This window comes from Vreelandella nanhaiensis (assembly GCF_003990185.1).
In the GTDB taxonomy this organism is placed as follows: Bacteria; Pseudomonadota; Gammaproteobacteria; order Pseudomonadales; family Halomonadaceae; genus Vreelandella; species Vreelandella nanhaiensis.
Genome location: NZ_RZHF01000028.1, coordinates 214,051 through 239,629, shown reverse-complemented (window position 1 = coordinate 239,629; position 25,579 = coordinate 214,051). Strand labels below are relative to the sequence as shown.

24 protein-coding genes are annotated in these 25,579 nt (G+C 55.5%); 3 read left to right on the top strand and 21 right to left on the bottom strand.

What is annotated here, in order from left to right; all coding sequences use genetic code 11:
• Positions 1–60: 60 nt before the first annotated feature.
• The 9 genes from mltG to ELY38_RS17955 all read right to left on the bottom strand — a co-directional run bounded on the left by mltG (position 61) and on the right by ELY38_RS17955 (position 7,443).
• A complete protein-coding gene (gene mltG / locus ELY38_RS17995) occupies positions 61–1,068 on the bottom strand; it encodes an endolytic transglycosylase MltG (RefSeq protein ID WP_127063530.1) in 1,008 nt (335 codons plus the stop codon).
• Positions 1,069–1,090: 22 nt separating this feature from the next.
• Complete coding sequence (gene pabC, locus ELY38_RS17990) at positions 1,091–1,891, bottom strand: aminodeoxychorismate lyase (RefSeq protein ID WP_127063529.1); 801 nt, start codon at positions 1,889–1,891, stop codon at positions 1,091–1,093.
• Positions 1,892–1,897: 6 nt separating this feature from the next.
• Complete coding sequence (fabF, locus tag ELY38_RS17985) at positions 1,898–3,136, bottom strand: beta-ketoacyl-ACP synthase II (protein WP_127063528.1); 1,239 nt, start codon at positions 3,134–3,136, stop codon at positions 1,898–1,900.
• A 193-nt stretch (positions 3,137–3,329) separates the two neighbouring features.
• Positions 3,330–3,563 carry an acyl carrier protein gene (gene acpP / locus ELY38_RS17980; protein WP_008956801.1) on the bottom strand — a complete coding sequence of 78 codons (234 nt, stop codon included), beginning with the start codon at positions 3,561–3,563 and terminating at the stop codon, positions 3,330–3,332.
• A gap of 124 nt (positions 3,564–3,687) precedes the next feature.
• Positions 3,688–4,431, bottom strand: a complete 744-nt coding sequence (fabG, locus tag ELY38_RS17975; RefSeq protein ID WP_127063527.1) for a 3-oxoacyl-ACP reductase FabG — start codon at positions 4,429–4,431, stop codon at positions 3,688–3,690.
• A gap of 70 nt (positions 4,432–4,501) precedes the next feature.
• Positions 4,502–5,461 (bottom strand): ACP S-malonyltransferase, encoded by a 960-nt coding sequence (gene fabD / locus ELY38_RS17970; protein WP_127063526.1) that lies wholly within the window; start codon positions 5,459–5,461, stop codon positions 4,502–4,504.
• 163 nt (positions 5,462–5,624) lie between these two features.
• On the bottom strand, positions 5,625–6,644 hold the full coding sequence (plsX, locus tag ELY38_RS17965) for a phosphate acyltransferase PlsX (protein WP_127063525.1): 1,020 nt from the start codon (positions 6,642–6,644) through the stop codon (positions 5,625–5,627).
• A gap of 43 nt (positions 6,645–6,687) precedes the next feature.
• A complete protein-coding gene (rpmF, locus tag ELY38_RS17960) occupies positions 6,688–6,858 on the bottom strand; it encodes a 50S ribosomal protein L32 (RefSeq protein WP_087109291.1) in 171 nt (56 codons plus the stop codon).
• A gap of 36 nt (positions 6,859–6,894) precedes the next feature.
• Complete coding sequence (locus tag ELY38_RS17955; RefSeq protein ID WP_127063551.1) at positions 6,895–7,443, bottom strand: YceD family protein; 549 nt, start codon at positions 7,441–7,443, stop codon at positions 6,895–6,897.
• A gap of 146 nt (positions 7,444–7,589) precedes the next feature.
• Here ELY38_RS17955 and ELY38_RS17950 point away from each other — a divergent pair, with 146 nt between their 5' ends.
• Positions 7,590–8,189 carry a Maf family protein gene (locus ELY38_RS17950; protein WP_127063524.1) on the top strand — a complete coding sequence of 200 codons (600 nt, stop codon included), beginning with the start codon at positions 7,590–7,592 and terminating at the stop codon, positions 8,187–8,189.
• A 20-nt stretch (positions 8,190–8,209) separates the two neighbouring features.
• Here ELY38_RS17950 and sppA read toward each other — a convergent pair whose 3' ends face one another.
• The 3 genes from sppA to ELY38_RS17935 form a co-directional block, all read right to left on the bottom strand.
• Entirely contained in the window at positions 8,210–9,322 is a 1,113-nt protein-coding gene (gene sppA, locus ELY38_RS17945; protein WP_127063523.1) for a signal peptide peptidase SppA, read from the bottom strand.
• 62 nt (positions 9,323–9,384) lie between these two features.
• Entirely contained in the window at positions 9,385–10,035 is a 651-nt protein-coding gene (locus ELY38_RS17940; protein ID WP_127063522.1) for an HAD family hydrolase, read from the bottom strand.
• Positions 10,036–10,064: 29 nt separating this feature from the next.
• A complete protein-coding gene (locus ELY38_RS17935; RefSeq protein WP_127063521.1) occupies positions 10,065–11,006 on the bottom strand; it encodes an RluA family pseudouridine synthase in 942 nt (313 codons plus the stop codon).
• 674 nt (positions 11,007–11,680) lie between these two features.
• On the opposite strand from ELY38_RS17935, the gene rne reads away from it, so the two are divergent.
• Positions 11,681–14,992 carry a ribonuclease E gene (gene rne, locus ELY38_RS17930; RefSeq protein WP_127063520.1) on the top strand — a complete coding sequence of 1,104 codons (3,312 nt, stop codon included), beginning with the start codon at positions 11,681–11,683 and terminating at the stop codon, positions 14,990–14,992.
• 68 nt (positions 14,993–15,060) lie between these two features.
• Here the strand turns inward: rne and murB are convergent, their stop codons facing one another.
• The 7 genes from murB to ELY38_RS17895 all read right to left on the bottom strand — a co-directional run bounded on the left by murB (position 15,061) and on the right by ELY38_RS17895 (position 22,727).
• The gene (gene murB, locus ELY38_RS17925; protein ID WP_246009184.1) at positions 15,061–16,089 is read right to left on the bottom strand and encodes a UDP-N-acetylmuramate dehydrogenase; all 1,029 of its coding nucleotides are present in this window, start codon (positions 16,087–16,089) and stop codon (positions 15,061–15,063) included.
• Positions 16,082–16,555: a low molecular weight protein-tyrosine-phosphatase gene (locus tag ELY38_RS17920; protein ID WP_127063518.1), complete on the bottom strand. Its 474-nt coding sequence runs from the start codon at positions 16,553–16,555 to the stop codon at positions 16,082–16,084. Before ELY38_RS17920 ends, murB begins: the two co-directional genes overlap by 8 nt.
• Positions 16,556–16,681: 126 nt before the next feature.
• A complete protein-coding gene (gene kdsB, locus ELY38_RS17915) occupies positions 16,682–17,452 on the bottom strand; it encodes a 3-deoxy-manno-octulosonate cytidylyltransferase (protein WP_127063517.1) in 771 nt (256 codons plus the stop codon).
• Positions 17,452–17,661, bottom strand: coding sequence for a Trm112 family protein (locus ELY38_RS17910; RefSeq protein WP_127063516.1), 210 nt, complete (start codon positions 17,659–17,661; stop codon positions 17,452–17,454). Before ELY38_RS17910 ends, kdsB begins: the two co-directional genes overlap by 1 nt.
• A gap of 13 nt (positions 17,662–17,674) precedes the next feature.
• Positions 17,675–18,670: a tetraacyldisaccharide 4'-kinase gene (gene lpxK, locus ELY38_RS17905; RefSeq protein ID WP_127063515.1), complete on the bottom strand. Its 996-nt coding sequence runs from the start codon at positions 18,668–18,670 to the stop codon at positions 17,675–17,677.
• On the bottom strand, positions 18,667–20,403 hold the full coding sequence (gene msbA / locus ELY38_RS17900; protein WP_127063514.1) for a lipid A export permease/ATP-binding protein MsbA: 1,737 nt from the start codon (positions 20,401–20,403) through the stop codon (positions 18,667–18,669). The genes lpxK and msbA overlap by 4 nt, the downstream gene beginning before the upstream one ends.
• A gap of 56 nt (positions 20,404–20,459) precedes the next feature.
• Positions 20,460–22,727 carry a DNA internalization-related competence protein ComEC/Rec2 gene (locus ELY38_RS17895; RefSeq protein WP_127063513.1) on the bottom strand — a complete coding sequence of 756 codons (2,268 nt, stop codon included), beginning with the start codon at positions 22,725–22,727 and terminating at the stop codon, positions 20,460–20,462.
• A gap of 98 nt (positions 22,728–22,825) precedes the next feature.
• On the opposite strand from ELY38_RS17895, the gene ELY38_RS17890 reads away from it, so the two are divergent.
• Positions 22,826–23,377: a DUF2062 domain-containing protein gene (locus ELY38_RS17890; protein ID WP_127063512.1), complete on the top strand. Its 552-nt coding sequence runs from the start codon at positions 22,826–22,828 to the stop codon at positions 23,375–23,377.
• Here ELY38_RS17890 and ELY38_RS17885 read toward each other — a convergent pair.
• Complete coding sequence (locus ELY38_RS17885; protein ID WP_246009183.1) at positions 23,374–24,093, bottom strand: ABC transporter ATP-binding protein; 720 nt, start codon at positions 24,091–24,093, stop codon at positions 23,374–23,376. The genes ELY38_RS17890 and ELY38_RS17885 overlap by 4 nt on opposite strands.
• Before the next feature lie 91 nt (positions 24,094–24,184).
• A complete protein-coding gene (locus tag ELY38_RS17880; protein ID WP_127063511.1) occupies positions 24,185–25,426 on the bottom strand; it encodes a lipoprotein-releasing ABC transporter permease subunit in 1,242 nt (413 codons plus the stop codon).
• Positions 25,427–25,579: the final 153 nt, after the last annotated feature.

Below are 25,579 nucleotides of genomic sequence, written 5' to 3'. Positions count from 1 at the left end.
CGATCCCTTAATCAACGCATACAGCATTGAGATAAACTTCATAAAACGTAACGTCTGATATCAACGATTGCGGATGTAACGATTCACTGCATTATTGTGCTCACGCAGTGTCCGTGAAAAATGGTGCGTACCATCCCCTCGAGAAACAAAGTAGAGCGTCTCTCCAGGTAACGGGTTAACGGCCGCTTCCAGCGAGGCTCTACCCGGCATGGCAATCGGCGTGGGGGGCATACCGTTAATTACATAGGTGTTGTAAGGCGTTGCTTCGCGCAAATCGGCACGGGTGATACGCCCCTCATAACGCTCGCCCATACCGTAGATAACGGTAGGATCGGTTTGCAGGCGCATTCCCTGCTCCATGCGCCGCTTAAAAACACCGGCAATTTCACGACGTTCTTCCGGAGCACCGGTCTCTCGCTCGATCAGCGAGGCCATTATCAGCGCCTCATAAGGCGAATCAATGGTTAAATCCTCCGCGCGCGATGCCCATACTTCATCCAGAATATGTTCCATACGCGCCAGCGCCTGGCGCAGGATATCCACATCGCTCATTCCCAGGTGATAGCGGTAGGTATCAGGAAAAAACCACCCCTCCGGAAATGTGCCCTCTCTATCCAGCAGCGCCATGATCTCTTCATCACTCATATCAGCCGTGCGATGTTCAAGCTTGGGAGCATTATTGAGTAGTGTACGCAGCTGACTGAACGTACGTCCTTCCGGAAGCGTTAGCGGGTAGGTCACCACATTGTTGCTACCCAGCAACGCAATCATCTCCAACCCGCTCATGCCGGGCGTCAACTGATATTCACCAACCCGAAGACGCGGCACACGCTCAGGATGTACCCGAGCCAACAATTGAAATGCCCAGGCATCATCGATGACTCCCTGCTCTTCCAACTGAACGACCACTTGATTAAAACCCGCACCAGCAGGTACCTGGTAAAGCTCTGGTTCTTCCAGTGCCAACGGCGCTTGCAAACGGTTTTGCCAATAAAAATAGCCGCCCGCTACAGCGGCAGCACCTAGTACCAGAAAAATACCTAGAGCGGCCATTAACCGTTTCAACATATCACCTCAACACAAAAGGAGCTTATTGCGACACGTAACCCAACAGTTGGTGCGCCACTGTTTGAAATCTGTCTGACGCATTTTGCGGCCAGCGCTTAAGGCAGACGCCATCTTCAGATAACAACGCCGTAACAGGCCATACACCCTGGACCGAGTTGGCCACCCAGAGTCGTTCAACCGAGGGGGTAGCCTCAAGCGAGACATCCGCCTCCCTAACCACCCCCTGGCTGATCAACGCAGCACGCAGCGTCCCGGCCACGCCACATTTATCAAGCCGTGGTGTAAACACGCAACCCTGTTGCTGCCAGAACACATTCATGCTGGTTGCTTCGATCAACTGTCCGTGAGCATCGGCAAGCAGGCCTTCGGCGATGTTCGGTGTCTGCCACTCTTGACGGGCCAGAACGTTTTCAAGCCGGTTTAAATGCTTGATACCTGCCAAGACAGGCTGATGCCCCAAGCGTAAACGACACTGCCGTACGGTTACCCCTTCCTGCCAACGCGCGGTCTCAGGTGCAAAGGGCGTACGGCGGCTTAACAACCGAGGCGCCGGCGTTTCGGGTAGCGCGTACCCTCTACCACCGCTGCCACGAGTAACTATCAGTTTCAACACTTCGAGCGTTGCACTGGCGCCCCCTCCCCAAGTGGCGGCCAGCGCCTCCTGGGAGGGAATCGGGATACCTAAACGCTGGCACCCTCGCTTCAGCCGTGCCAAGTGATAGGGCCAAAGCACCGGCTCTCCCTTACGCAGCAGTACTGTTTCAAATACGCCGTCCCCATACGCCAGCCCGCGATCATCGAACGGCACCCGAGGCAGGGTCATCTTGCGCTACACCTTTTTGAATAGCAGCGAGCCGTTAGTGCCACCAAATCCAAACGAGTTGGAAAGCGCGGTATCAATACGCATATTACGTGCGGTATGCGGCACATAGTCCAGGTTGCAGCCTTCCTGGGGGTTATCCAGGTTAATGGTAGGCGGCGCGACCTGATCACGAATGGCCAGAATACAGAATACGGCTTCAACGGCGCCAGCGGCACCCAACAAGTGACCGATCATGGACTTGGTAGAACTCACGGCCACGTCTTTGGCTGCACTACCCAGGACATTTTCAACCGCGCGGCTTTCTGCCAGGTCACCCGCTGCGGTGGAGGTTCCGTGCGCATTGATATAATGGACTTCGGAAGGGTCCATTTGCGCATCTTTAATCGCATTGCTCATGGCAAGCGCGGCTCCCCGGCCATCTTCAGGCGGCGCCGTCATATGGTAGGCATCGTCACTCATGCCGAAACCGACAAGTTCCGCATAGATATTCGCGCCCCGCGCCTTCGCATGCTCGTACTCTTCAAGTACCAGCACGCCGGCACCATCTGACAACACAAAGCCATCGCGATCTTTATCCCACGGACGGCTTGCCGCTTCGGGATTATCATTACGCGTTGACAGCGCTCGAGCGGCAGAGAACCCCCCCAGACCAAGCGGTGTGGTCGCCATTTCAGCGCCGCCGCAAATCATCACATCAGCATCACCGTAAGCGATGGTACGCGCGCTATAGCCAATATTGTGCGTTCCGCTGGTACACGCGGTCGTAATGGCAATGTTAGGGCCTTGAAAGCCATGCTGAATCGCCAGATTGCCCGAAATCATATTGATAATGGAGCCCGGCACAAAAAAAGGTGATACGCGACGAGCGCCACCCTTATTCAATGCATTGTGGTTATGCTCGATCATGGGCAGACCACCGATACCTGACCCCATGGCCACTCCGATACGCGGTGCATTCTCTTCAGTGCAGGTAATACCTGCATCCTGTATTGCCTGAGCGCCCGCTGCCATGCCGTACTGAATGAACAGGTCCATCTTGCGGGCTTCTTTAGGGTTCAGGTAAGGGCTAATATCGAAATTCTTAACCGAACCGCCAAAGCGTGTATTGAAGCTACTTGTATCAAAGTGCTCAATGGACGCTATACCGCTTTTGCCGGCAGTAATATTCGCCCACGTTTCATCCACGCTATTGCCCACTGGGGTCACCAGGCCTAACCCAGTTACCACTACCCTTCTTCGTGCCATTAGCTTTCCTCCAGGCATCCATGGTGACTCGACCCATCCGGGTCAGTTGCAGCAGAAATTTAGATGACTAGTATAACGGAGAATGCGCGTCATGTTCATTGTGTATACACAAAGCAAAAAAGCCGCCCTATAAAAAGGCGGCTTTTAAGGGGAGTGCTAACACCACACCCTCGTTTAATGCATCAACTTGCCCTTACTGGTGGGCGTTTACGTAGTCGATGGCTTCTTGAACCGTAGTAATCTTTTCTGCTTCTTCGTCAGGAATTTCAGTATCAAATTCCTCTTCCAAAGCCATTACCAGCTCAACGGTGTCAAGCGAGTCAGCACCCAAGTCTTCAGTAAAAGAAGAGCTATTCTGGATGTCTTCTTCTTTAACGTTCAGGCGCTCTGCCACAACTTTCTTCACGCGCTCTTCAATAGTACTCATCAACGTACTCCAGTCGTTCACATTAGCCGTTATTGATAACCAGCTATTTGGAAACCGCAAGCCAAAAGCTGCGGGGTAGTTTATAGACGCCCTTAGGCAGACGCAACCGCTAAGCCTAAGGCCATCAACGCATATTCATGCCACCATTCACGTGTAGCGTCTCACCGGTAATGTATCCTGCTGCATCACTGGTAAGAAAACCCACGGCGGCGGCGATCTCTTCCGGCCCACCCAGGCGAGCCAAAGGAATCTGCTTCAGCAGCATCTCATGCTGCGCCTCAGGCAACGCCTCGGTCATATCAGTGGCAATAAAACCTGGCGCCACAGCATTGACGGTAATTGCACGAGAAGCTACTTCTCGCGCCAATGCGCGGCTGAAGCCTTCCATGCCTGCCTTCGCAGCGGCATAGTTAGTTTGGCCCAGGTTACCCATGGTTGCCACTACCGAACTGATCGATACGATACGCCCAAAGCGAGCTTTGGTCATGCCACGCAGGCATGCTTTACTGACACGATAGACTGATTTGAGATTGGTATCCATCACCGAATCCCACTCATCTTCTTTCATGCGCATCAACAGATTATCACGGGTGATGCCCGCATTATTGACCAAGATGGTTGGTGCACCAAAGCGCTCCGCAATACCCTTGAGCACTTCATCAATGCTCGCTTGATCAGTCACATTAAGGCAAAGCCCTGCACCTTCAATGCCCTGCTCTTTCAAATCAGCATCGATTTTCCCGGCACCGGACTCACTGGTCGCGGTTCCGATGACTATACGACCCTGGCGGCCTAGCTCATGAGCAATCGCCCTGCCAATACCCCGACTGGCGCCAGTAACGAGCGCAACCCTGCGTTCTTGCGTCATAATGTTCAGCCTTTAACTAATTGCTTTTAAAGCGTATCCACAAGCAAGGATAGCAAAAAATTGTAGCGTATCAGGTATCGCTTGACTGCACCTCACGCGCCAACTCAAGCGCCGCATCCAAACTGTCAGGATCATTCACCGCCAAGCCTTTGGCTCCGCGAACGATACGCTTATTAAGCCCTGTCAGCACTTTACCAGGACCGCACTCAATAAACACATTAACAGACTGAGCGGCCATGGCTTCAACGCACGATGCCCAGCGAACCGGTTGATAAAGCTGCTCAATTAGCCGTGTACGCAGCGTATTGACATCGGCATGCGCCTGAGCATCCACATTTTGAATAACCGTATAGCGCGGCGCTCGAAGCTCAATGCTTTCCATGGCGGCTGCCAGACGCTCAGCGGCTGGGCGCATCAGTTCGCAGTGGGAAGGCACTGAAACCGGCAGCGCCATTGCGCGTTTAGCGCCAGCTTCCTGACAGGCTACAATAGCCCTATCAACGGCCGCTTTACTGCCAGCGATAACCACTTGCCCAGGCGAATTGTAGTTAACCGCAGAAACGATCTCGCCTTGCGCCGCTGTCGCGCAGGCTGCCTCTACGGCCGTATCTTCAAGGCCAAGAATGGCCGCCATGGCGCCTTTACCGGCAGGCACCGCTTCCTGCATGGCTTCTCCGCGTAGGCGAACAAGCCGAACACCCTCGGCAAAGCCCATCACACCGGCACATACCATGGCGCTATACTCACCTAGGCTATGCCCGGCCATTATCGTAGGGCGCGGCCCTTCAAGCTCCTGCCATACTCGCCAAATCGCAACACTAGCAGAAAGCAGCGCAGGCTGCGTACACGCCGTTGCATTTAGCGTGGCTTCAGGACCCTCCTGAACGACTTTCCACAAGTCGTAACCAAGTGCATCCGAAGCTTCCTCAAATGTTGTTCCCACCACACTGTAGCGCTCGGCCAGCTCTCGCAGCATTCCAAGCTGCTGAGAGCCTTGCCCGGGAAAAATGAGGGCAAGGGGTTGAGACATGTCGTTCACCTTTGCTCTTGTAGGCATTTGCTCATTCGAGCGATAGGCGCGGTTATCGGCACATCCTGCTGCCCGCTATAACCCGCAAAAAAAGTGCTAACGCTTATGATATCGCCAGCTAAACATTGAATACCCTGGATATCATAGGCACGAGCCATCCCCACTAATGATGCTTCCAACGTTCTGCCATCCGCGCAGGCAAATTATGCTCTACTTCACACAACGCGCGCCGGATAGCATAGTAAAACCCCTCTGCCTGAGTGCCACCATGGCTTTTTACCACGATACCTTTCAGGCCGAGCAAGCTCGCGCCGTTGTAGCGCACAGGGTTTAACTCTTGCTTGAGATACCGCAGCACAGGTTTGGCCAGTAGGCTTGCCAGGCGTCCACTCAGGCGCGATTCAAACGCCATCTGAACACGCTCAACCAGCATACGGGTCAAACCTTCGCTCGATTTAAGTACGGCATTACCCACAAAGCCGTCACATATCACGACATCCAGCTCACCATCAAAGAGATCACCTCCCTCGGCATACCCTTGGTAAGCAAACGCCGAGGCATCCGGGTATTCGCGCAGCAGCCTGTCAGCCTCGCGTACGCTGGCGCTTCCCTTGGTCGCCTCCGCCCCCACGTTAAGCAGCGCAACACGCGGTAAAGCAACCTCATCAACGCACTGCGCCATGGCCGCCCCCATAACCGCAAAGTCGAGCAATCGATGCGCTGGCGAGTCCACGTTAGCGCCCAGATCCAACAAGTAACAGCGACGCCCATGGCGAGCTGGAATGGCGGTACTGATCGCCGGGCGGGAAATACCTGCAAGCGTTCCCAGCTCGCGCCGAGCAAGGGCCACCAGCGCTGCTGTATTACCCGCGCTTACCCCTGCAATGGCCTCACCCAACCGGAGGCTTCGAAGCATACACGCCATGCTACTGGCCTGCCCGTGCCGAAGCGCCCAGGCCGCACTAGACGCCTGAGAGATACTTAACGGTGCATCGCTTACCACTAAACGTGACGTTGCCGCAGCCAGAGGCTGCGGCAAGCGTGAAAGCTCAGCAATAATTTGCTGACGCGGGCCAAACAGAGTCAATTCAAGATCAGCATGTTCGATCACTGCTCTTGCAGAGCCTTCGATAACGGCACGAGAGCCTTGATCGCCTCCCATCACATCAATCGCTAGGCGCATGCAGCACCCACTCTATTTGGCCGCTTTAGCAGATAGTTAAGGCTTATACCTCAACCACCTTGCGACCACGGTAGAAACCATCCGCAGCTACGTGGTGACGCAGGTGCGTAGTGCCGGTTTCTTTGTCCTGAGACAGCGTCGGCGCGCTCAGCGCATCGTGGCTACGACGCATACCGCGCTTGGAACGAGTTTTACGGTTCTTTTGAACTGCCATGGGTGTTTACTCCAAGGTATGTAGGGTAATGGGTGCTTACTTTTTGCCTTTCAAAGCGCCTTTGCCTTTCAAGACATTGAGCACCGCGAAAGGGTTCGTGGCCGGCGTCGGTTCTTCCGCCTCGCCGTCTGCTTTGCTGACCAGCTGCTCCGCCGAGACATGGCATTCGGTCTCATCGTGATAGACCACCTGTGGCAGGCTAAGGATAAGCTCATCCTCAACGACCGTCAGCAGGTCCAGCTGTTCATTTTCCACCAGCACTGGCTCATGACTGGCAGGCAGCTCGGCAGCCAAGGCTTCGTCGCTGATCATTCCAAGCAGGAAGTCACTGGACACGTCTTGGTTTAGCGGCACCAGGCAACGACGACAGGGCAACGCCAGGGTCGCTTGCAAATGGCCACGAATTTCACGACGACCTTGGGCATCTACACCAAATTCCAGTACGACATGGCAGTCGCCTGTTTGGTCACCTGCCTCTTCGGCAAGCCGTGGCAGCTTATCAAGCGCCACTAAGCCTTCTAGTCGTTCGCGGCGGGCTGCAAGCTTATAAGGCTCAACCCGGCTGGGGAGTTGTGAGGTCAACATAGGCGCGCAATGATAGGCACTCCCCCCGCTGGTGTCAAAGCTGTCGGCATAATTCTTCATGGTTTCTCGCATAAACCTGTCAATTAGGCATGGCCGCTGGCTTTCGCTACACTCGTTTTGACTCTTAATTGCATAGGAATCATCGTGTGCCGCTTGCTCAGAACGCATCCTTAGTACTAGCGTCAAGCTCCCGCTTTCGCCGCGAACTGCTTGACCGCCTGCAATTGCCTTACCAGTGCTATTCGCCTGACATTGATGAAACGCCACAGGCCAACGAATCGCCCAAGGCACTCGTGCACCGGCTGGCACTTGGCAAAGCCAACGCCGTGGCGCGCTATTTTCCAGAGCACTGTATTATCGGCTCAGACCAGATAGCACTTTTTGAAGGCGATATACTGGGTAAACCTCACTCCCCCGAGCGCGCCTGCGCGAATTTGGCGCGCTTTTCAGGCAATCGGGTAACGTTCTTGACTGGCCTAGCCCTTCTCGACACACGCGAACAGCGCCACTACACGCACATCGAACCATTCGATGTCGTCTTCAGAAAGCTCTCCAACCATGAAATTGAGCGCTATGTGGCGCTTGAGCAGCCACTTGATAGTGCCGGCAGCTTTCGTATGGAAGGGTTAGGAGTTACGCTATTTGAGGCGCTTGAGGGGCGCGATCCAAACGCACTGATAGGGCTACCGCTGATTGCACTTTGCGACATGTTACGCCAAGCGGGGATGGACCCGCTTGGCGCATAGTTACAAGCGCCTGGTACCGCCTACTGGGCCTGATAGCGCAGCGGCGAGTTGGAAACCGTAAGGCCTAGCGTTTCTGCCGCCATTTGCGTAAACCGTCGCGTCAGTCGATCAAAGGGATCAAGGCGCGGCGTATAATCTTCCCAGCTCGCTTCACCTACCAGATCACGAGCCACCTCTTCAAGGCTTGCCAAATGATCAACCAGGCCTAGCTCAAGCCCCTGTTCGCCACTCCAGATAAGCCCTGAAAATATATCCGACTGATCGCTTAACCGGTCACCACGCCCAGCACGAACGTCGTTAATAAACTGCTGATGGGTTTGGGTTAAAACGCTTTCCCAAAACGCTTCCGCCCCTTCATCAAGCGGCTGAAAGGGGTCGAGAAACGCCTTGTTTTCGCCCGCGGTCAACACACGCCGTTCAATGCCTATTTGGCTAATGGCATCCTGAAACCCGAAACTTGCGTAGATAACTCCGATAGAGCCGACCAGGCTGGCCGGTGAAGCGATGATTTCATCGGCTGCTGAGGCAATATAATAAGCCCCACTAGCGCCAATATCCTCAATTACCGCCAGGATAGGTTTATCGCCCTGCTCACGAAGGCGCATGATCTCGGCATAAATGCGCTGTGATTGCACGGGACTACCGCCAGGACTATCAATATGCAGGACAATGGCTGATGCGTTTTCGGAATCCCAGGCGCGCTCCAGGCCCTTGATGATCCGCTCAGCATTGGCCGGCGCATCACTGGCAATCACACCTTTGACCTCTACAATGGCCAAGTGACGCTGCATGGGAGCCGCGCCACCTGACCCGGCCCAGAAGGCGCTATAGACAACCGCCGCGATAAGCGACAACACCAGAAACAATATGATGAGGCGAAAAAACAGCTTCCAGCGACGTGACCGGCGCTGCTCTGTGAGCACGCCGCCCACCCAGCGGTCCATCATCTCTATCTGGGCCAGGCGCTGTCGCTCGCGAAGTGTCTCGGCACTGTCCCCAGCCTTTCCTGGCATCTCAGGCGCGCTTTGATAAGTCGACATATCGGGCCCTTGTGTCCAGCGATCTGCCTTTGAATGGTTATCCGCAGGACGCTCATGCCCACCTATGCCATCGCGGCGTGGATCATCACTCATAGTTCATCCTTTTTAGAGTTCAGAAAGGCGTAGACAAGACTACTTGCACGCCTTCTTGTCACTTATCCATTAAGCCAGTCAAAGAGCTGCTCAACATTGTGAGCCACCCATTTGGGCTGGCTTGCCGCCAGCCGCAACGGTGTATGCACACCGTAGGTAACCGCTACACGGTCCATGCCAATGGCTCTTGCCATTTCCAGATCGTATTCAGTGTCACCTACCATTACCGCCCGCTCTACAGGCACACTCAACTCATGGAGAATTTCACTAAGCATCTGCGGATGCGGTTTGGAGCGTGTCTCATCGGCCGTGCGGCTGGCATGAAACCAGGCACCACTGCCGGTTTCGGCAAACACCCGATCAAGCCCGCGGCGACTCTTTCCTGTGGCGACCGCCAAGCGTTGCCGCGGACGTTCTCGCAGGCGTGCCACCTGAGCCTCAATACCTTCAAAAAACGGCATAGGCGTCGTATTTCCAGACACAAAATGATGCGAGTAGCGCTGACGCAAGCGCTCGGCCTGCGCCGGACCGATCCCTGGGCAGAGTTTGGCAATGGCCTCAGGCAGACCAAGACCAATAATATCCTCAATCGCCGCCACCTCAAGTTCGCCCCATTCGGCTTCTAAAGCCGCAGCCTGCATGCAGGCAACAATTTTCGGCACTGAATTCATCAGCGTGCCATCCCAGTCAAAAATAATCAGCTCATAGCGCATGGTCACTCCTTACTCCGAATACGCCTACGTTATCGCCGCGCGCGCTTGAGCACATCTTCCAGCACGTCCGGCAGCGGCGCCTTGACGGTGACCGGGCGGCCATTGGTAGGCTCTGGAAAGGTTAGCGCGCGCGCATGCAAAAACAGGCGACTAACGCCCAACTGCTGGGTCAGGTGAGTACTTTCCCGAGTGGAATACTTGTCATCGCCAAGCAACGCATGACCTGCATGGGCGGCATGCACGCGTATCTGGTGAGTACGCCCGGTCACAGGCTCTGCTTCAATTAACGTGGCCTTCTCGAAGGTTTCCACCACGGCAAAATGGGTACGCGATACCTTACCGTTGGGATCAACCCGCACTCGACGCTCACCGTTACCCGCCTCAAAACGGTCAAGCCGCGCACTTTCATAGGTTTTACGTGCAGGCCAACGGCCACTGACCAACGCCAGATAGCGCTTGTCCATACCATGCTTTTTCAGTGACTCGTTGAGTGTAAGCAGTGCTTCACGGGACTTGGCCAGCAGCAGGCAGCCGGAGGTGTCACGGTCAAGACGGTGAACAAGCTCTAGAAAGCTGAGATCGTCACGTACTTGACGCAAGGCTTCAATCAAGCCGATCTTCACCCCGCTGCCACCGTGTACGGCAAGGCCAGAAGGCTTGTTGAGCACCATCCAGTCCGGGCCTTCCATGATTACGCTGCCCACCAGAACATCACGCAGGTTATCGCTAACCTCTTTCACCGCCTCACGGGGCGCCAGGCGCAGTGGCGGCACGCGCACCAAATCACCCGCCTGTAGCCGATAGTCCACCTTGACGCGCTTTTTATTAACGCGAACCTCACCTTTTCGCACGATGCGATATATCAGGGCTCTGGGAGCACCTTTCAGACGCGTCATCAAAAAATTGTCAATTCTCTGACCTGCCTGTTCCGGGGCGATATCCACCCACTGCACTTCACGCCCTTCGGCCATTAACGCGTACTCCTGCTTTGTCTCTATGATGCCAGACTAAAAACCGCATTCTAGCGTAGAGCCAAGGGCATTGCGTCAATTGCTGGTGGTTGTCTTTACTGTTATATTCCGGAACGTTCACTCGCTAAGCGCGGACAGCTTGTTACGTATTACTGTTTTCACAAGCGTTAATGCCGCGTTTAGCTAAAGCGCCTGCCCGACCAACACGCAGGCCTGAGCATGAGAAGCGGCGTCAGTGTACGCATTGGCCGCATCCAAACGTATTAAAAATGCAGTCATTCTGTCGCGGCATGACGACGACAGATTTGCTAATGCTTCGCCGATCACGGCAAGCAATTGCTGAATAAAACGCTACGCCCAGCGCAGCCCTTCCTTGTTGTCACAAGGAATTGGCTTGCGCTTGGCGACAAGTTCAACGCTGTGCCGGCGGCCAGCGTGGACGAATCGAAGAATGCTAGGTGTAGGCGGTGTCAGCAGGGCCGGATGGACGTGACAGCCACCGAAACACGTCCTGCCTCCGCCACGTACTCAACCTGTCAGCCGGGTCGGTAATAACGCCTTCCCGGCTTGCCGCGTCAGCATAACCATGCGCCGAGCACAAGCACGCAGCACCCGCGATTCGTCTACGTTATCCCTTAGGCGGTTTGCCGGTACGCAATGCTATGTGAGACAACATGAAACGGATGCTTATCAATGCGACCCAACCCGAAGAGCTTCGGGTCGCGCTGGTTGATGGACAACGCCTGTACGATCTGGATATCGAGTCCGGGGCCCGCGAACAGAAAAAAGCCAATATCTACCGCGGTAAAATTACCCGGGTAGAACCCTCCCTTGAAGCGGCATTTGTCGACTTTGGCGCAGAGCGTCACGGCTTTCTTCCCCTTAAGGAAATTGCCCGCGAATACTTCATCAAGGACGTTTCCGGCCGGCCGAGCATTAAAGAAGTGCTTAAAGAGGGTCAGGAAGTCATCGTTCAGGTAGATAAAGAGGAGCGTGGCAACAAGGGTGCGGCCCTTACTACCTTTATCAGCCTTGCGGGCCGGTTCTTGGTTTTAATGCCCAACAACCCTCGGGCAGGCGGCATTTCCCGACGCATTGAGGGCGAAGAGCGCAGCCAGTTGAAAGACGCCATGGGTCAACTGACCGTGCCCGACAAGATGGGTCTGATCGTGCGCACGGCAGGCATTGGCCGTAATCCCGAAGAGCTTCAATGGGATCTGGACTATCTGGTTCAGGTATGGGAATCGATTACCACCGAAGCAGCCAAGCGTCCCGCGCCGTTCCTGATTTACCGCGAATCCAACGTCATTATCCGGGCCATGCGCGACTACCTGCGCCAGGATATCGGCGAAGTACTTATCGATAGCCCCGAGATTCATGCTGAAGCGCTGGGCTTTATTCGCCAAGTCATGCCCTCCTACCAGCAGAAAATCAAACTTTATGCTGACGAAGTGCCGCTTTTCTCGCGCTTCCAAATCGAATCACAGATCGAAACGGCCTATCAGCGCGAAGTAAAACTTCCCTCCGGCGGCTCGATTGTTATCGATCATACCGAAGCGCTGGTCTCGATTGATATCAACTCCGCTCGGGCGACTCGCGGCAGTGATATCGAAGAAACCGCCCTACAAACCAACTCTGAAGCGGCCGATGAAATTGCTCGCCAGCTACGCCTGCGCGATATTGGCGGCCTGGTGGTGATCGACTTTATCGATATGGGCCCGGCACGCAATCAGCGTGAAGTTGAAAATCGCATGCGCGATGCCTTGAAGCTTGACCGTGCTCGCGTACAGATTGGCCGTATTTCGCGTTTTGGCCTGATGGAAATGTCTCGTCAACGTCTGCGTCCTTCGTTGGGTGAAACCAGCGGCGTGGTCTGCCCGCGCTGTAATGGCCAGGGCACCATCCGCGATGTACGCTCCCTTTCGCTCTCGATCATGCGCCTTATCGAAGAAGAGGCAATGAAAGAGCGTAGCGCCCAGATCCGCGCCATTCTGCCGGTGCCGGTGGCCACGTACCTGCTCAATGAAAAGCGCAGCGTACTGGCGGATATTGAGTCACGCCAGGGCGTGCGCGTGGTGCTGCTGCCTAATCCGGAGATGGATACGCCGCATTACGATGTACAGCGTCTGCGCGACGACCACCTGGATGAAGATGACAGCCAGACGTTGTCCAGCTTTGAGCTGTCTACCCATACTGAGGTAGGCAAGGAACCCGACCCAAGCTTTGCACCGCCTACGCAGCGTGCCGAAGCCGCGGTTAAAAGCATTGCGCACAATGCACCCGCTCCGGCATCGCTGCAAACCGAAGAGCCTGCGCCCAAAGCCGCAGAAGCGTCTGCTACTGCCGAAAGCCCAGATGAACAGCCCAGCGTTATTGGCCGTTTTATCCGTGGATTTGCCAAATTGTTGGGCGGCGATGATACAAGCACTGCAAAGACAACACCTAACACGCCAGAGGCAGCCACCCCGCCTCGCAAATCCGCTGAGCGAGCCAGCCAACGTGTTACCCAGCCCAATAGCGAGAGGCAGCGCCCGGCGCGTAGCGAACGCAGCGAGAACGCTAAGACCGAGCAGCTCAGCAGCCAGCCGCAAAGCGCAAGCGATGACACCAATGATAAGCGTAACGGCCCGAGCCGCACCCGCAATCGGCGTCGCCATCCGCAGCAGGAAGACGCTAAAGCGGCGGATAATACATCCAAAGGCAACCGCCAGAAGGATGCTCCGGTAGCCAAAGAAGCAAATCGTGACGCGCCAAGCAAAGCGCCCCAAAAAGAGTCTCGGCGTGATACCAGCCGCGACACTCAGCGCAGCGCTCAAGATAGCAAACCGGTAGATGCCAAACCGTCCAAAGAAGCTTCGCCCAACGATGCCGAGCAGCCCGTTGCCAAAGACGATGGCAAGCCGAAACGGACGCGCAACAATCCGCGCAACCGTTCACGTAAGCAGGCCGTGAACCCGCAGGCCGAAGCTGAGCAGCTAAAGCTCCAAGCGCAGACACCTGAGGAGTCGGCGAGCGTCGAGACACCAGCGCAGCAAACAATGCCTGAGACGTCGCTGGTCGATGCTGAGCCATCAGGAGCCAAGCGTGCAGACGAGCCGTCCGCCGATAATCAGCCTGCAAAAGGCAAGGCTACTGAAACGCCGGTAGAGGAAGCTCAAGTTCCCGAAGCTCATTCGGCTGAAATCCAGGCTACTGAAACCCAAGCAACGGAAACCAAGCAGGATACGCCGGACGTGACGGACTCAGAGGCCCGGACTCAGCCGTCGCTAGCTGAAAGCAACCATACGCAAAAGGTACAGGATGAAGCCGCGACACCCATAGCAGCTGCCCAGGAACCCGCTGCAGATACAGGCGAAACGCAAAAAGCCACTCAGCCAAGCATAGCGCAGGCTGATACGCAAGTTCAGCCAGCGACTGCTGACACAACCTCCGACCAGGAAGCCCTGCCGCCGCGCTCGATTGAGAACGCACCAGAAGCGGTGGATACTGCCCCGACTGAGCAACCAGCGGATGAAAAACCGCAGGCCAGCGCTCAAATCGAGACAGGAGATGCGGATGTCATGCCTCAGCAGGTAGCGGATGCAGGCAGTGAAACAGATAAAACGCTTGCGCCTTCACCGACAGAACTGGCTGAAAGCACTACCGCTCCTGTATCTGCGTCGAGCGAAGACGCTCAAGCGGCAGAAGCCCCCCCCCTGACGGGCGAAGCAACTGCGTCACAGGTGGTTGAAGAGCCGTCCGAGCCGCAGCCCACAGCAGAGGAATCAGTCGCCCAACCAGCGAGTGAAGAGAAGCTGCCCGAGACAGCCAAGGCAGAGGCTACGGTAACCGCAACCAATGAATCTGTGGTGGAAACCAATGAATCTATGGTGAAAACCAACGAACCTGCGGCACAAGAGACGCCTGTGGCTCGCCGTCGCCGTCGTCGGGCACATAATGACCCACGCGAGCTACGCAAGCAGCAGCAGGAAGCGGGTAAAGAGTAGTTGCCCACAGGTACGAAAACCCCGCTTAGGCGGGGTTTTTTTATGAGGTAATATAAAGCTATCAGCCGCTATGGCTGAATCACGCGCGGCTCGGGCTCAAGTAGCACGTCAAACCGTGCGCTAACCTGCTCAACAATACGGCAGGCAAAGTCCAGCAGCCCCTGACGATCACCGCCTCCGTGGTGCACCAAAACCAGCGCTTGGCGCTCATGCACACCAAAGGCACCCTCACGCACGCCTTTCAAACCACACTGATCAATTAGCCAGCCTGCCGCCAACTTGGTCAGACCTTTCTCTTGAGGAAAATGCGGCATTTCCGGGTAATAGCTCAATAGCTTTTGAGCTTGGCTTGCAGGTATAACAGGATTTTTAAAAAAGCTGCCGGCATTAGCCAACTGACGAGGGTCTGGCAGTTTTTCCTGCCGAATAGCTGAAACGGCGTTGGCCACTTCCATGGGCGTTGGTGCGTCATTCAGCCGTGATGCCAGATCGCCATAGTGCAGCTTGGGCGCTGGCCATCTTGAAAGCCGGAGAACCAGCCGGGTAATAACCACACGTTCATTTAGCTCACGCTTGAAAATACTGTCGCGATAGCCAAACGCGCATTCAGCGCCGCTAAGCCAACGTATGTGACCCGTTGCCAAATCCATTACCTGCACCGCATGCAGGTTATCGGAGAGCTCGACGCCATAGGCACCGATATTCTGCACCGGCGCGGCACCGCAGTCACCAGGAATGAGCGCCAGGTTCTCGATCCCCCAGAAACCGCGGGCAGCCACGCCAAGCACCAACGCATGCCAGTTAACCCCGGCACCTACATGGGCCAACACCTCATCGCCTTCATACGCAAGCCACCACTGATTCAATATCGGGCGTATGGCAAGCCCTGGTAGTTCAAGCGGCAATAAAACGTTACTTCCGCCTCCCAGCAACGTCACCGGCCACTGCTGACGCTCGGCTTCGGCAAGCGTATGGCGTAGTGCATTAAGCGTGCGAGGTTCGGCATAATGCTCGGCAATACAGGGCAGGCGCAGCGTGTTGGACAACGTGAGGTCGGCATCCGACTTAATGACCGGTATCGTTTTATGATTAATCAACACCATTCACCTTTAAATGCTCAATTAACCCCAAAGAAGCCGCTTCGATCATATCCAGCACGGTTTCAAAACCCTGCTCGCCACCATAATAAGGGTCCGGCACTTCCGCCTCCGGCGTTCCCGCGAAATCCAGGAAAAGCCCCACATGCGCCTGGCTGCCCGCTGGTCTCAACGCGCGCATGGCTTGAAGATTATCGCGGTCCATGCCCAGTACGTAGTCAGCGTCCAAGAAATCCTTTGTTGTTAGCTGCCGGGCACGTAGCTGACTTAGATCGATACCCCGACGCACGACTGCGGCCTGAGCGCGCGGGTCTGGCGCCTTGCCTACATGCCAATTTCCGATACCGCAGGAATCGATAGTCACCTGATCACCCATTCCGGCGTCTTCCAATGCCTGGCGAAAAGCGCCTTCTGCAATGGGCGAACGACAAATGTTACCCAAACAGACGAAAAGTACCCGCGTCACAAAGCGTTTCCTTGTACGTAATAATGAGCACGTTAAACCTGATTGTTAAAACCAGTTATTAAAAACCAGCTGTTAAAAACCGGTTCTTAAGAAAAACGGCGAGCATCAGCTAGCTGGAAAGTGCCGTTAACCGGAGGGCGTTAACAAGGCGCGCACTCGGTCGAGGTCTTCCTGGGTATCAACACCCGCTGGATTGACCTCGCATGCCAGCGCCACTTGAATCAAATGACCGTGCTGCAAGGCGCGCAACTGTTCAAGTTGCTCTAACTGCTCAAGCGTTGACGCTGGCCAGTCACAGTAAGCCGCCAGAAAGCTCGCGCGATACGCATAAATGCCGATATGGCGAAGCCATGCATCGGTTTCAAGCAGTGTAGGCATTTGCTTGAACTGCTCACGATCCCAAGGAATAGGCGCCCGGGAAAAATACAGTGCCCTGCCCTCTAATGAACGCACCACCTTGACCACATTGGGATTGAACAGCGAGTCTACATCGCTGATAGGTTCTGCCAGGGTGGCGATAGACGCCTCTTTATCTTCTGCAAGGCGCAATGCCACCTGATCGATTAACGCAGGAGGAATTAACGGCTCATCACCCTGAACATTAACCACCAGCTCGTCATCGGGTAGCCCAAGCAGTTGAGCAACTTCAGCAAGCCTATCAGTGCCAGAGGGATGCTCAGCCCGGGTCATGACAACTTCTGCTCCATAGGGAAGCATCGCATCACGAATGCGCGTGTCGTCAGTGGCAACTACAATGCGACTCGCCTGGCTTTGGCAGGCACGCCGCCATACGTGGGCCACCATGGGCTCACCGGCTATCTCAAGCAGCGGCTTGCCAGGCAGTCGCGTAGACCCATAGCGCGCTGGCACAACGGCGGTAAAAACAGGAAACGTCATTATGCGTCTCCCGTGCGTCCCGGCGATGACGACAGTTTTTCATCAGCGTCCATTACCCGGGCCTCTTCAGGCAGCATAACGGGAATACCTTCCTGAATGGGATAGGCCAGGCCGTCATAATGGCAACGCAGCTCCTGCGCCTCGCGATCATATTTGAGCTTGCCGTTACACAATGGGCAGACCAGCATTGCCAGCAATTCCTTATCCATGCGTACATCCCCTTCAGGATAAAGCCGACAGTTTGGCTGTCAGCCAGTGTTCAAATTCTAGCGGAAGCACGGCTTCCACTTCCAATACCCAACTGTTGGGTGGTGCAACTTCCATACATTTTACGGCGTCTTTTGCCGTCATCACGACAGGCCGCTGTTGAGCCGCAGCAAAGATATCGGCATTGAAATGCTGATGATCTGCCAGCGGGCGCATTTCACCCTCAACACCTAACGCGCGTAGTGTGGTAAAAAATCGTTCGGGGTGCCCGATACCAGCCACACCGAAGGCGGGCAGGCTAAACGGCAGCGGCGTCAGAGGGAGGCGTTCACTATTACTTAAACGCCGCCAGCATACCGGCATCAGCTGCATGGGCGTGGAGCTAACCGGCAGCGACTGGCGCGGCTCACCGTTAACAATGACCGCATCGACACTTTCCAGACGACGCGACGATTCACGCAGCGGCCCGGCAGGTAGACACCGCTGATTACCCAGGCCTCGTGCCCCATCAATGACTACAAGCTCGATATCTCGCTCCAGCGCCAGATGCTGCAGCCCGTCATCGCTTAAAATGATATTGCAGCCAGCATCTATCAGCGCCTGCGCACCGCGTGAGCGCTTAGGGTCCGCCACCACCGGCAAGCCGGTTTGCTGGGCCAGCATGACCGGCTCATCACCGCTTTGCGAAGGCTCGGTGCTCGCCGTTACATGAAGCGGATAATGCTCAGCCTTGCCCCCATAGCCACGGGTGACAACCCCCGGCGACCAGCCCTGCGTGACAAGCCAACGGCCCAGCCAGGCAACCAGCGGCGACTTCCCCGTTCCCCCCAGGGTAATATTACCCACCACAATGACGGGGACGGGCGCGCGCCACGTGGTTTTCTTACCGCTTTGATAGGCTGCTTCGCGCCGTGCCATCATACGCTGATAAAGTGCGCCTAAAGGGCGTAGTGGCATAAGCCAGGAGCTATCGTGATAGGCCCCTTTCAACCAGCGCTGAGCCAGCGTCATGGCGTGTCCTGAAACTGTAGCTGATGCAGTGCCGCATAGGCGCCGCCCGCTGCCAAAAGCGTCTGATGAGTACCCTGTTCGACGATTCGCCCCTGATCCATAACCAGGATTCGATCCGCCCGTTCAATCGTTGACAGCCGGTGGGCAATTACCAGTGTGGTACGCCCTTTGCAGACATACTCCAGCGCCTTTTGAATGTAGCGCTCGGATTCTGTATCCAGCGCAGACGTCGCTTCATCCAGAATCAATAGTGGGCTATCTTTGAAGATTGCCCGGGCGATGGCCAAACGCTGGCGCTGACCACCCGACAGCATTACCCCGTTTTCGCCCACCACGGTTACATAGCCTTGGGGCATTTTTTCGATAAACTCACTGGCATAGGCAGCCTTGGCAGCCGCCTCTACGGCCTGACGGTCCGGGTTAGCAGCCCCATACGCAATGTTGTCGGCAATCGTTGCGTTAAATAATGTCACTTGCTGAGAAACCAGGCCAATCTGCTGGCGCAATGGCCCTAGCGCATACTCATCAATATTTATGCCATCAATTAAAATGCGCCCTTCGCTTGGCCGATAAAAACGCGGCAACAGGCTTACCAAGGTTGATTTACCGCTTCCTGAACGGCCCACAATGGCCACCAGTTCCCCAGGTGAGACCTTGAGATCGATGTTGTGCAGCACTTCCGGCTGGTCGTCTGCATAACGAAAACTGACATTATCAATACGAAGCTCACCGCTCAAGCGCTCAGGTGCGTGCTGCCCCGTATCCTGTTCGGGCGCCAGATCCATTAGCCCAAACAGCTCGGCCGCCGCTGCAATACCCTTTTGAATTTCACTGTTGATCTCGGTGAGCTGACGTACCGGCTTAATCATCAAGGCGGCCGCGGTAATAAACGCGACAAATTCGCCCGGCGTCATATTGGCCATCAGTGAAGGCGCCATGGCGAGCCATACCAGTAGCGCCATGGATATGGCCACCAGCATGAGGATGACCGGAGAGCTTATCGCCCGAGTCATCGCTTCTTTCATACTCTGCTTGCGATTTTCTTCGCTGACACGCGTAAAACGCTTGGTTTCATAGGCCTCAGCGCCATGGGTGCGTACCACGCGATACCCCGCGAGAGCTTCAGACGCCACATGGGTGACATCCCCCATTGAGCTTTGAATACGCTTTGAAATACGCCGAAACCGCTTGCTGACATAACTCACGACCGCGGCAATAATTGGCGTTATGCCTAAAAACAGCAGAGTCAGCATCCAGTTCGTCCAGAGCAGATAGCCAATTAGCCCCACCACAAACAGGCCTTCACGCAGAATAACCGTCACCGCGTTGGTAGCCGCACCCGCAACCTGTTCTACGTGGTAAGTCACCCGTGATACCAGATGACCACTTGAGTGATGATCAAAAAAACGGCCCGGAAGACGCAGCAAATGACCAAACACATCACAGCGTAATGTATGGATCACATAGCGGCCCACATAGGCCATATAGTAAGTGCTTAAAAAGGTGCCAAGCCCACGCGCGGCAAACATGAGCACAACAAACAACGGTAAAAATAGACGGAAAGCGGCATCGGGGTTCTGAATGCCGTCGATCAGGCGTTTCATCATTTCCGCCAGTGCCGTGCTTGAAGCGGCATACACCACGAACCCTGCGACCGCCATGGCAAATGCCCGCCAATGCGGTTTTACGTAGCCCAGCAGTCTTTTATAGAGAATCCAACCTGAATCAGTCACACGCGCTCCCGGCAATAGTGTGCAATGCGCTGAATTCTACCTTATGGCGCAGCGCTTCAACACCGCTTCGTATGAACCGATAGCCGCCGAGTCGGTTTGACAAGTACTGGCTGATCCTCCTTAAGCCAGAAACGCAGCGCTCCATCATGCCCCGTATTCCATAGGCAGCTCTCCTGCCGGTTAAAACGACGAACTACGGTATCTACCGGATGATGAAAGGGGTTGTTGCGTCCAGCGCTGAATATTACATGTTGCGGCGACGTATGCTGCACAAACTGAACGCCGGAACTGGTGAGGCTACCGTGGTGCCCGGCAACTAGCACGCTCACGGGTAAATTAATGTCGCGTAAAAACCGCCTTTCGATATCACGGCTAACATCACCAGTAATCAGAAGACGTTGCTCTCCTACACTTACCTCCAGCACGCAGGAACGATCATTGGCTGAATATTGTGTCGGGCCAGCCGGTGGCCATAAAAATCGGTAAGTCACGCCATCACGCTGCCACGTTTGTCCACGCTGGCAGGTGTCGGTGGGTATGGGTAACGTTTCCCCCAACGGGGCATACCAATGCTCAACGCGATGGTCATCCACTAACGCACTCACACCACCTGCATGATCGCTATCAGCATGACTGACGATCACCTGTTCGAAATGCTGGTCAGGGGCCCATAGCGCTTGAAGCGGCATGAACCCCGTCTGAAAGCGCGGCCCAGTATCGTACAACAAACGGTAATGGGAACTACGTAGCTCAACCAACTGCCCCTGACCTACATCGTGCACTGTCACTCGCAGCGTGCCATCAGGGATAGCGTCCGCCGTTGACCATAAAGGAAGTAGCGCCACTGGCATCACGGCACCAGCTCTTAACCAGACAAAAATACTCGGCAGCCCCCAGCAAAGTGCCAACAGCAGTAGCGCACCACTTAACGGGTAGATTAATGCATGATCAGGTTCCCACAGCGGCCACAACGCCACTGCCAGAGTAAGCAACGTGTGAAGAACGGCTAACGCCTGCTCAAATAGCCACCATACTCCCGTCCCTATTAATGGCAACGGCGCGAAAAGCCAGCCTACAAGTGCCAGCGGCACCATTACTGAGCTTACCCAAGGGACAGCCACCAGATTGATAACGGGTGCTGCGGGCGCGATACGCCCAAACGCGATCAATACAGCAGCGGCCATTAATGGCGCCAGCAATAGCTGCGAGCGTAGCAGTGCCAAACACCAACCTTTAATGCCTTGCGGGCGCGCTCGCCCCTGCCATATAACCATCAGCCAGGCGACGGCAAGAAACGAAAGCCAGAGACCGGGGCGCCATAGTGAGAGCGGGTCGACCAATATGACCAGCGCAAGCGCCAGCCACCAAGCTTGCCAAGCGCCTGGTGCGTGCCGGCCACTCAATACCCAAAGTCCCACCAGTGTCATTACCATGGCCCGCATGGCCGGCGGTGCTAAACCGGCCAGCAACGCATACCCAACGGTCGTGGCGGCAGCTACCCACCATGGCCATACTCGCATTCGCCAGTTCAACGGCGTCACAAGCCGCGCGATGGTTCTTGCCAGCAGCAACCCAAAACCGGCGACCAGCCCCACGTGAAGTCCGGAAATAACTACCAAATGCGTGGTGCCCGTGGCATTGAGCAGCGTCCAGTCATCTTGGGTTAATCTATCTCCCTCGCCTAGGGTAAGAGCCGCCAACCAGCGTTGAGTACGCGCCTCAAGTGGCACGCTATTCAACATTTCAAGCGCTAACCGGCGCACCGAGAAGCCAGCGGCCGCAATCCTTTTCGGCGCGGGTTCCTGGCGTACATAACCCGTTGCGTGAATACCCTCCCGCCATAGCCATTGTTCAAAGTCGAAGCTATGGGAGTTGGCAAAACCGCTAGGAGGACGCAAACGCACCGTCATCTGCCACTTTTCGCCAGGCTGATAGTGAGCAGTATCGTAAGCGGTAACACGTACTTTCCTGAGCAGATGACAACCGGGATACCCCTCAGGCGCCTCACAGCTGTCAATGTCCAGAAGAAGCCGCTGTGAACCACCCATAGGAGCTACGCTGAGAAGCGAGGCCTCAACCATCACATCTGCACCGTCAAGACCTGGCGGCAGGCGGCTGGCCCACTCCTGATGAATACCTATAAATACCCAGCCACCCAAAACCAGCCAGGGCAAAGCCCTTGGCCGCCATATCATGACCAGCAGCATACTTAGCAGACCCACACCGATCAGTGGGTTTAGCGCCCCCGTACTACCGCTTAACCCGGCAGCAACAGCGCCTGCCAGCGTTGCCAGCGCCGCCGGTATCGCAACGCCTAGCGGCATACGATTCTCCTTGGCATAAGAACTTAGCGTACTCGGCATAGCCGAAGCGCTACGCTATATGGATAATAGGGTGCACTACATAGTCAAGAGTACCTGACATGCCGCGCCGTTTCCTGCAGCGCTACATGCCTAAACCCGATACGTTAAGGCGGCAGCGGTCCTTGCGCTTTATGGCGCCGCTGATAGCCGACCCCGGGTTGTGGCTTTTAACTCGTCGAAGCGTTGCCAATGCCTTTAGCGTCGGCTTGTTTTGCGCCATGCTGCCTATCCCCTTTCAAATGGTAGTGGCGGCGGTGGGTGCTCGGCTAAGTAGGTGCAATCTGGCGCTGTCGGTGGGCCTTGTCTGGATCACCAACCCACTTACCATGCCGCTTATTTTTTACGCCAACTACCGGCTGGGCACGTTTCTTCTTGGCGCACCGGTACGCGAGGCACCTTCACGCATTTCAACGCGCTGGATAGCTGAGCAGATGCACGATATCTTGCCTCCACTAATGGTAGGCTCCCTCGTTACCGCCCTTGTGCTCGCGGTAGTGGCCAATATCGGCATCCGTCTTATATGGCGCTGGCACGTGTCTTATAACTGGAAACGCCGCCGCCTGAATAGGCAGCGGCGTCGGGCACGTATCGAATCTGAATTTGACGATTAAGGCGTGCGGGGTTGCTCGATGAGCTTACCGGCATCGAGTTTCAGCACTCTATCCTGGTGCGCTGCAAGCCCCACATCATGAGTAACGATAACGAAGGCACAGGCACTTTCTTTAGCTAGTTCATCCATTAAAGCTAGAATGGTTGCGGCCGTGGTTTGATCCAGGTTGCCTGTCGGTTCATCCATCAATACCAGACTTGGATCCGTCACCAGCGCCCGGGCAATGGCAACCCGTTGACGTTCGCCACCGGAAAGTTCGCCAGGTTTATGGTCTGCCCGCGCCTTCATCCCTACCCGCTCCAGTATCTGCATGGCACGCTTCTCAGCGGTTTTCTTCGACTGACCGCGAATGATTAGCGGAAGTGCGGCGTTCTCGACCGCCGTGAATTCTGCCAGCAGGTGATGAAACTGATAAACAAAGCCGATATAGCGGTTGCGAAATTTACCCAGCGCCGCCTCATTAAGCGTGGAAAGCGTCTCACCCGCGATCACCACCCGGCCAGCGCTTGGCCGGTCTAACCCACCCAACAAATTGAGCAGCGTGGTTTTACCTGAGCCTGAGCTGCCTACAATCGCTACCCGTTCGCCTGCGCGAACAGAAAGCTCAAGCTTATCAAGCACAGTTAGATCTTGCGGCCCTTCGCTATAGATCCGCGTCAGACCCTGACAATCCAACATGATGGCCGGCTCCGGCGCTGCACCAGGAGATGTATTCATTGGCGCAGCATATTCAGGCGACATATTGGGGGATGACGTACTTGTAGATGATGTGCTTGTAGACGACGTATTTGTAGACATAGAGGCATCCTTATTCATAGCGCAGAACATCCGCCGGTTGAACGCGAGCGGCGCGCCAGGCGGGGTATAGCGTCGACAGGAAGGTCAGACCGAAAGCCGCCAACACAATATCCCGCACGTCATCCCACTGCAGTTGGGACGGCAAATCGCTGATAAAGTAGACGCCAGCATCCAGGAACTGGATACCAAAGGTGGCTTCAAACCAACTGATCAAATCAGACACCGTCAGCGCCAGTAAAATACCTACAGCCACGCCAATCGCTATGCCAATCAGGCCAATGGCAAGCCCCTGCACGATAAAGATGCCCATGATGGAGCGCGGTGTCGCGCCAATGGTACGTAAAATGGCAATATCCGCCCGCTTGTCGGTAACCACCATGACCAGCGTAGAGACAATATTAAATGCCGCTACGGCAATGATCACCGTCAAAAGCAGGGCAATCATGCGTTTTTCCATCTGGATGGCCTGGAAAAGATTACCATGGGAGAACGTCCAGTCCGTACCGCGGTAACCAGGCCCCAGCTCGTTGACGATATCCTGGGTCTCGCTACCTGCAATAAACAGGTCATCAAGCTCAAGGCGAAGCCCGCCTACCGCATCACCCAGGCGCGCCAGTGTTTGCATATCTGAAATATTGGCGTAGGCAAGGTTGGCATCAAGGTCAGCACCAACGCTAAAAATACCGCTGACGGTAAAGCGCTTCAGACGCGGAAAGACACCGGCAGGCGTAATCGACGCCTCAGGTACCAGTAGAGTAACGTAGTCGCCTACTCCAACCCCCAGCTGGCGGGCCAGCATGGAGCCCAGCACAACATTCCACTCACCCGGCACCAGGTCATTTAGGCTACCTTGGCGCATATGCTGGCCAATAATAGACACTTGGTCTTCCCAGTCCGGGTCGATGCCGTTGACCATGGCACCCTGATTGCGTCCGCCTGCCGAGAACATGCCCTGCTGCTCGACGTAAGGCGCTGCACCAATCACCCGCTCGCGCTGAGTCAGGCGGCCTGCCAGCGCTTCCCACTCAACCAGCCCTTCTGTGGATTCAATCTTGGTGTGCGGCACCATTCCCAAGATACGGGTACGCAGCTCGTGATCGAAACCGTTCATCACGGATAACACCAGGATAAGTACCGCTACCCCTAGCATCAATCCGAGCATCGATGTTAATGAGATAAATGAGATAAAATGATTTCGGCGTTTGGCGCGCACGTAGCGCAGCCCCACCAAAAAAGGCAAACGATCAAGCATGGCGTCATTCCTTAGTAATAAGCCGCTCATGGTACGGTTTTTTTAGCAATACTGCATGCAAAACGGCCGTTAGCGCAGCGCGATACGGGCTGACTTCCTTAAAGCTTGCAAGTTGTCCGGCGACCCCCTACATTGCGCCCATTTGCGCGCCTT

Bases quoted from the DNA above. Each gene is read 5' to 3' on its own strand.
- lpxK (WP_127063515.1), bottom strand. From the start codon at position 18,670: ATGACGCTGGCTCAGCGCTGGTTGAAAGGGGCCTATCACGATAGCTCC.
- ELY38_RS17910 (WP_127063516.1), bottom strand. From the start codon at position 17,661: ATGGATAAGGAATTGCTGGCAATGCTGGTCTGCCCATTGTGTAACGGC.
- ELY38_RS17885 (WP_246009183.1), bottom strand. From the start codon at position 24,093: ATGAATACATCTCCTGGTGCAGCGCCGGAGCCGGCCATCATGTTGGAT.
- sppA (WP_127063523.1), bottom strand. From the start codon at position 9,322: ATGAGTGATGATCCACGCCGCGATGGCATAGGTGGGCATGAGCGTCCT.
- rne (WP_127063520.1), top strand. From the start codon at position 11,681: ATGAAACGGATGCTTATCAATGCGACCCAACCCGAAGAGCTTCGGGTC.
- fabD (WP_127063526.1), bottom strand. From the start codon at position 5,461: ATGTCTCAACCCCTTGCCCTCATTTTTCCCGGGCAAGGCTCTCAGCAG.
- mltG (WP_127063530.1), bottom strand. From the start codon at position 1,068: ATGTTGAAACGGTTAATGGCCGCTCTAGGTATTTTTCTGGTACTAGGT.
- fabG (WP_127063527.1), bottom strand. From the start codon at position 4,431: ATGACGCAAGAACGCAGGGTTGCGCTCGTTACTGGCGCCAGTCGGGGT.
- rpmF (WP_087109291.1), bottom strand. From the start codon at position 6,858: ATGGCAGTTCAAAAGAACCGTAAAACTCGTTCCAAGCGCGGTATGCGT.
- plsX (WP_127063525.1), bottom strand. From the start codon at position 6,644: ATGCGCCTAGCGATTGATGTGATGGGAGGCGATCAAGGCTCTCGTGCC.
- pabC (WP_127063529.1), bottom strand. From the start codon at position 1,891: ATGACCCTGCCTCGGGTGCCGTTCGATGATCGCGGGCTGGCGTATGGG.
- ELY38_RS17890 (WP_127063512.1), top strand. From the start codon at position 22,826: ATGCCGCGCCGTTTCCTGCAGCGCTACATGCCTAAACCCGATACGTTA.
- ELY38_RS17895 (WP_127063513.1), bottom strand. From the start codon at position 22,727: ATGCCGCTAGGCGTTGCGATACCGGCGGCGCTGGCAACGCTGGCAGGC.
- acpP (WP_008956801.1), bottom strand. From the start codon at position 3,563: ATGAGTACTATTGAAGAGCGCGTGAAGAAAGTTGTGGCAGAGCGCCTG.
- fabF (WP_127063528.1), bottom strand. From the start codon at position 3,136: ATGGCACGAAGAAGGGTAGTGGTAACTGGGTTAGGCCTGGTGACCCCA.
- ELY38_RS17955 (WP_127063551.1), bottom strand. From the start codon at position 7,443: ATGTTGACCTCACAACTCCCCAGCCGGGTTGAGCCTTATAAGCTTGCA.
- ELY38_RS17880 (WP_127063511.1), bottom strand. From the start codon at position 25,426: ATGCTTGATCGTTTGCCTTTTTTGGTGGGGCTGCGCTACGTGCGCGCC.
- ELY38_RS17935 (WP_127063521.1), bottom strand. From the start codon at position 11,006: ATGGCCGAAGGGCGTGAAGTGCAGTGGGTGGATATCGCCCCGGAACAG.
- ELY38_RS17940 (WP_127063522.1), bottom strand. From the start codon at position 10,035: ATGCGCTATGAGCTGATTATTTTTGACTGGGATGGCACGCTGATGAAT.
- kdsB (WP_127063517.1), bottom strand. From the start codon at position 17,452: ATGACGTTTCCTGTTTTTACCGCCGTTGTGCCAGCGCGCTATGGGTCT.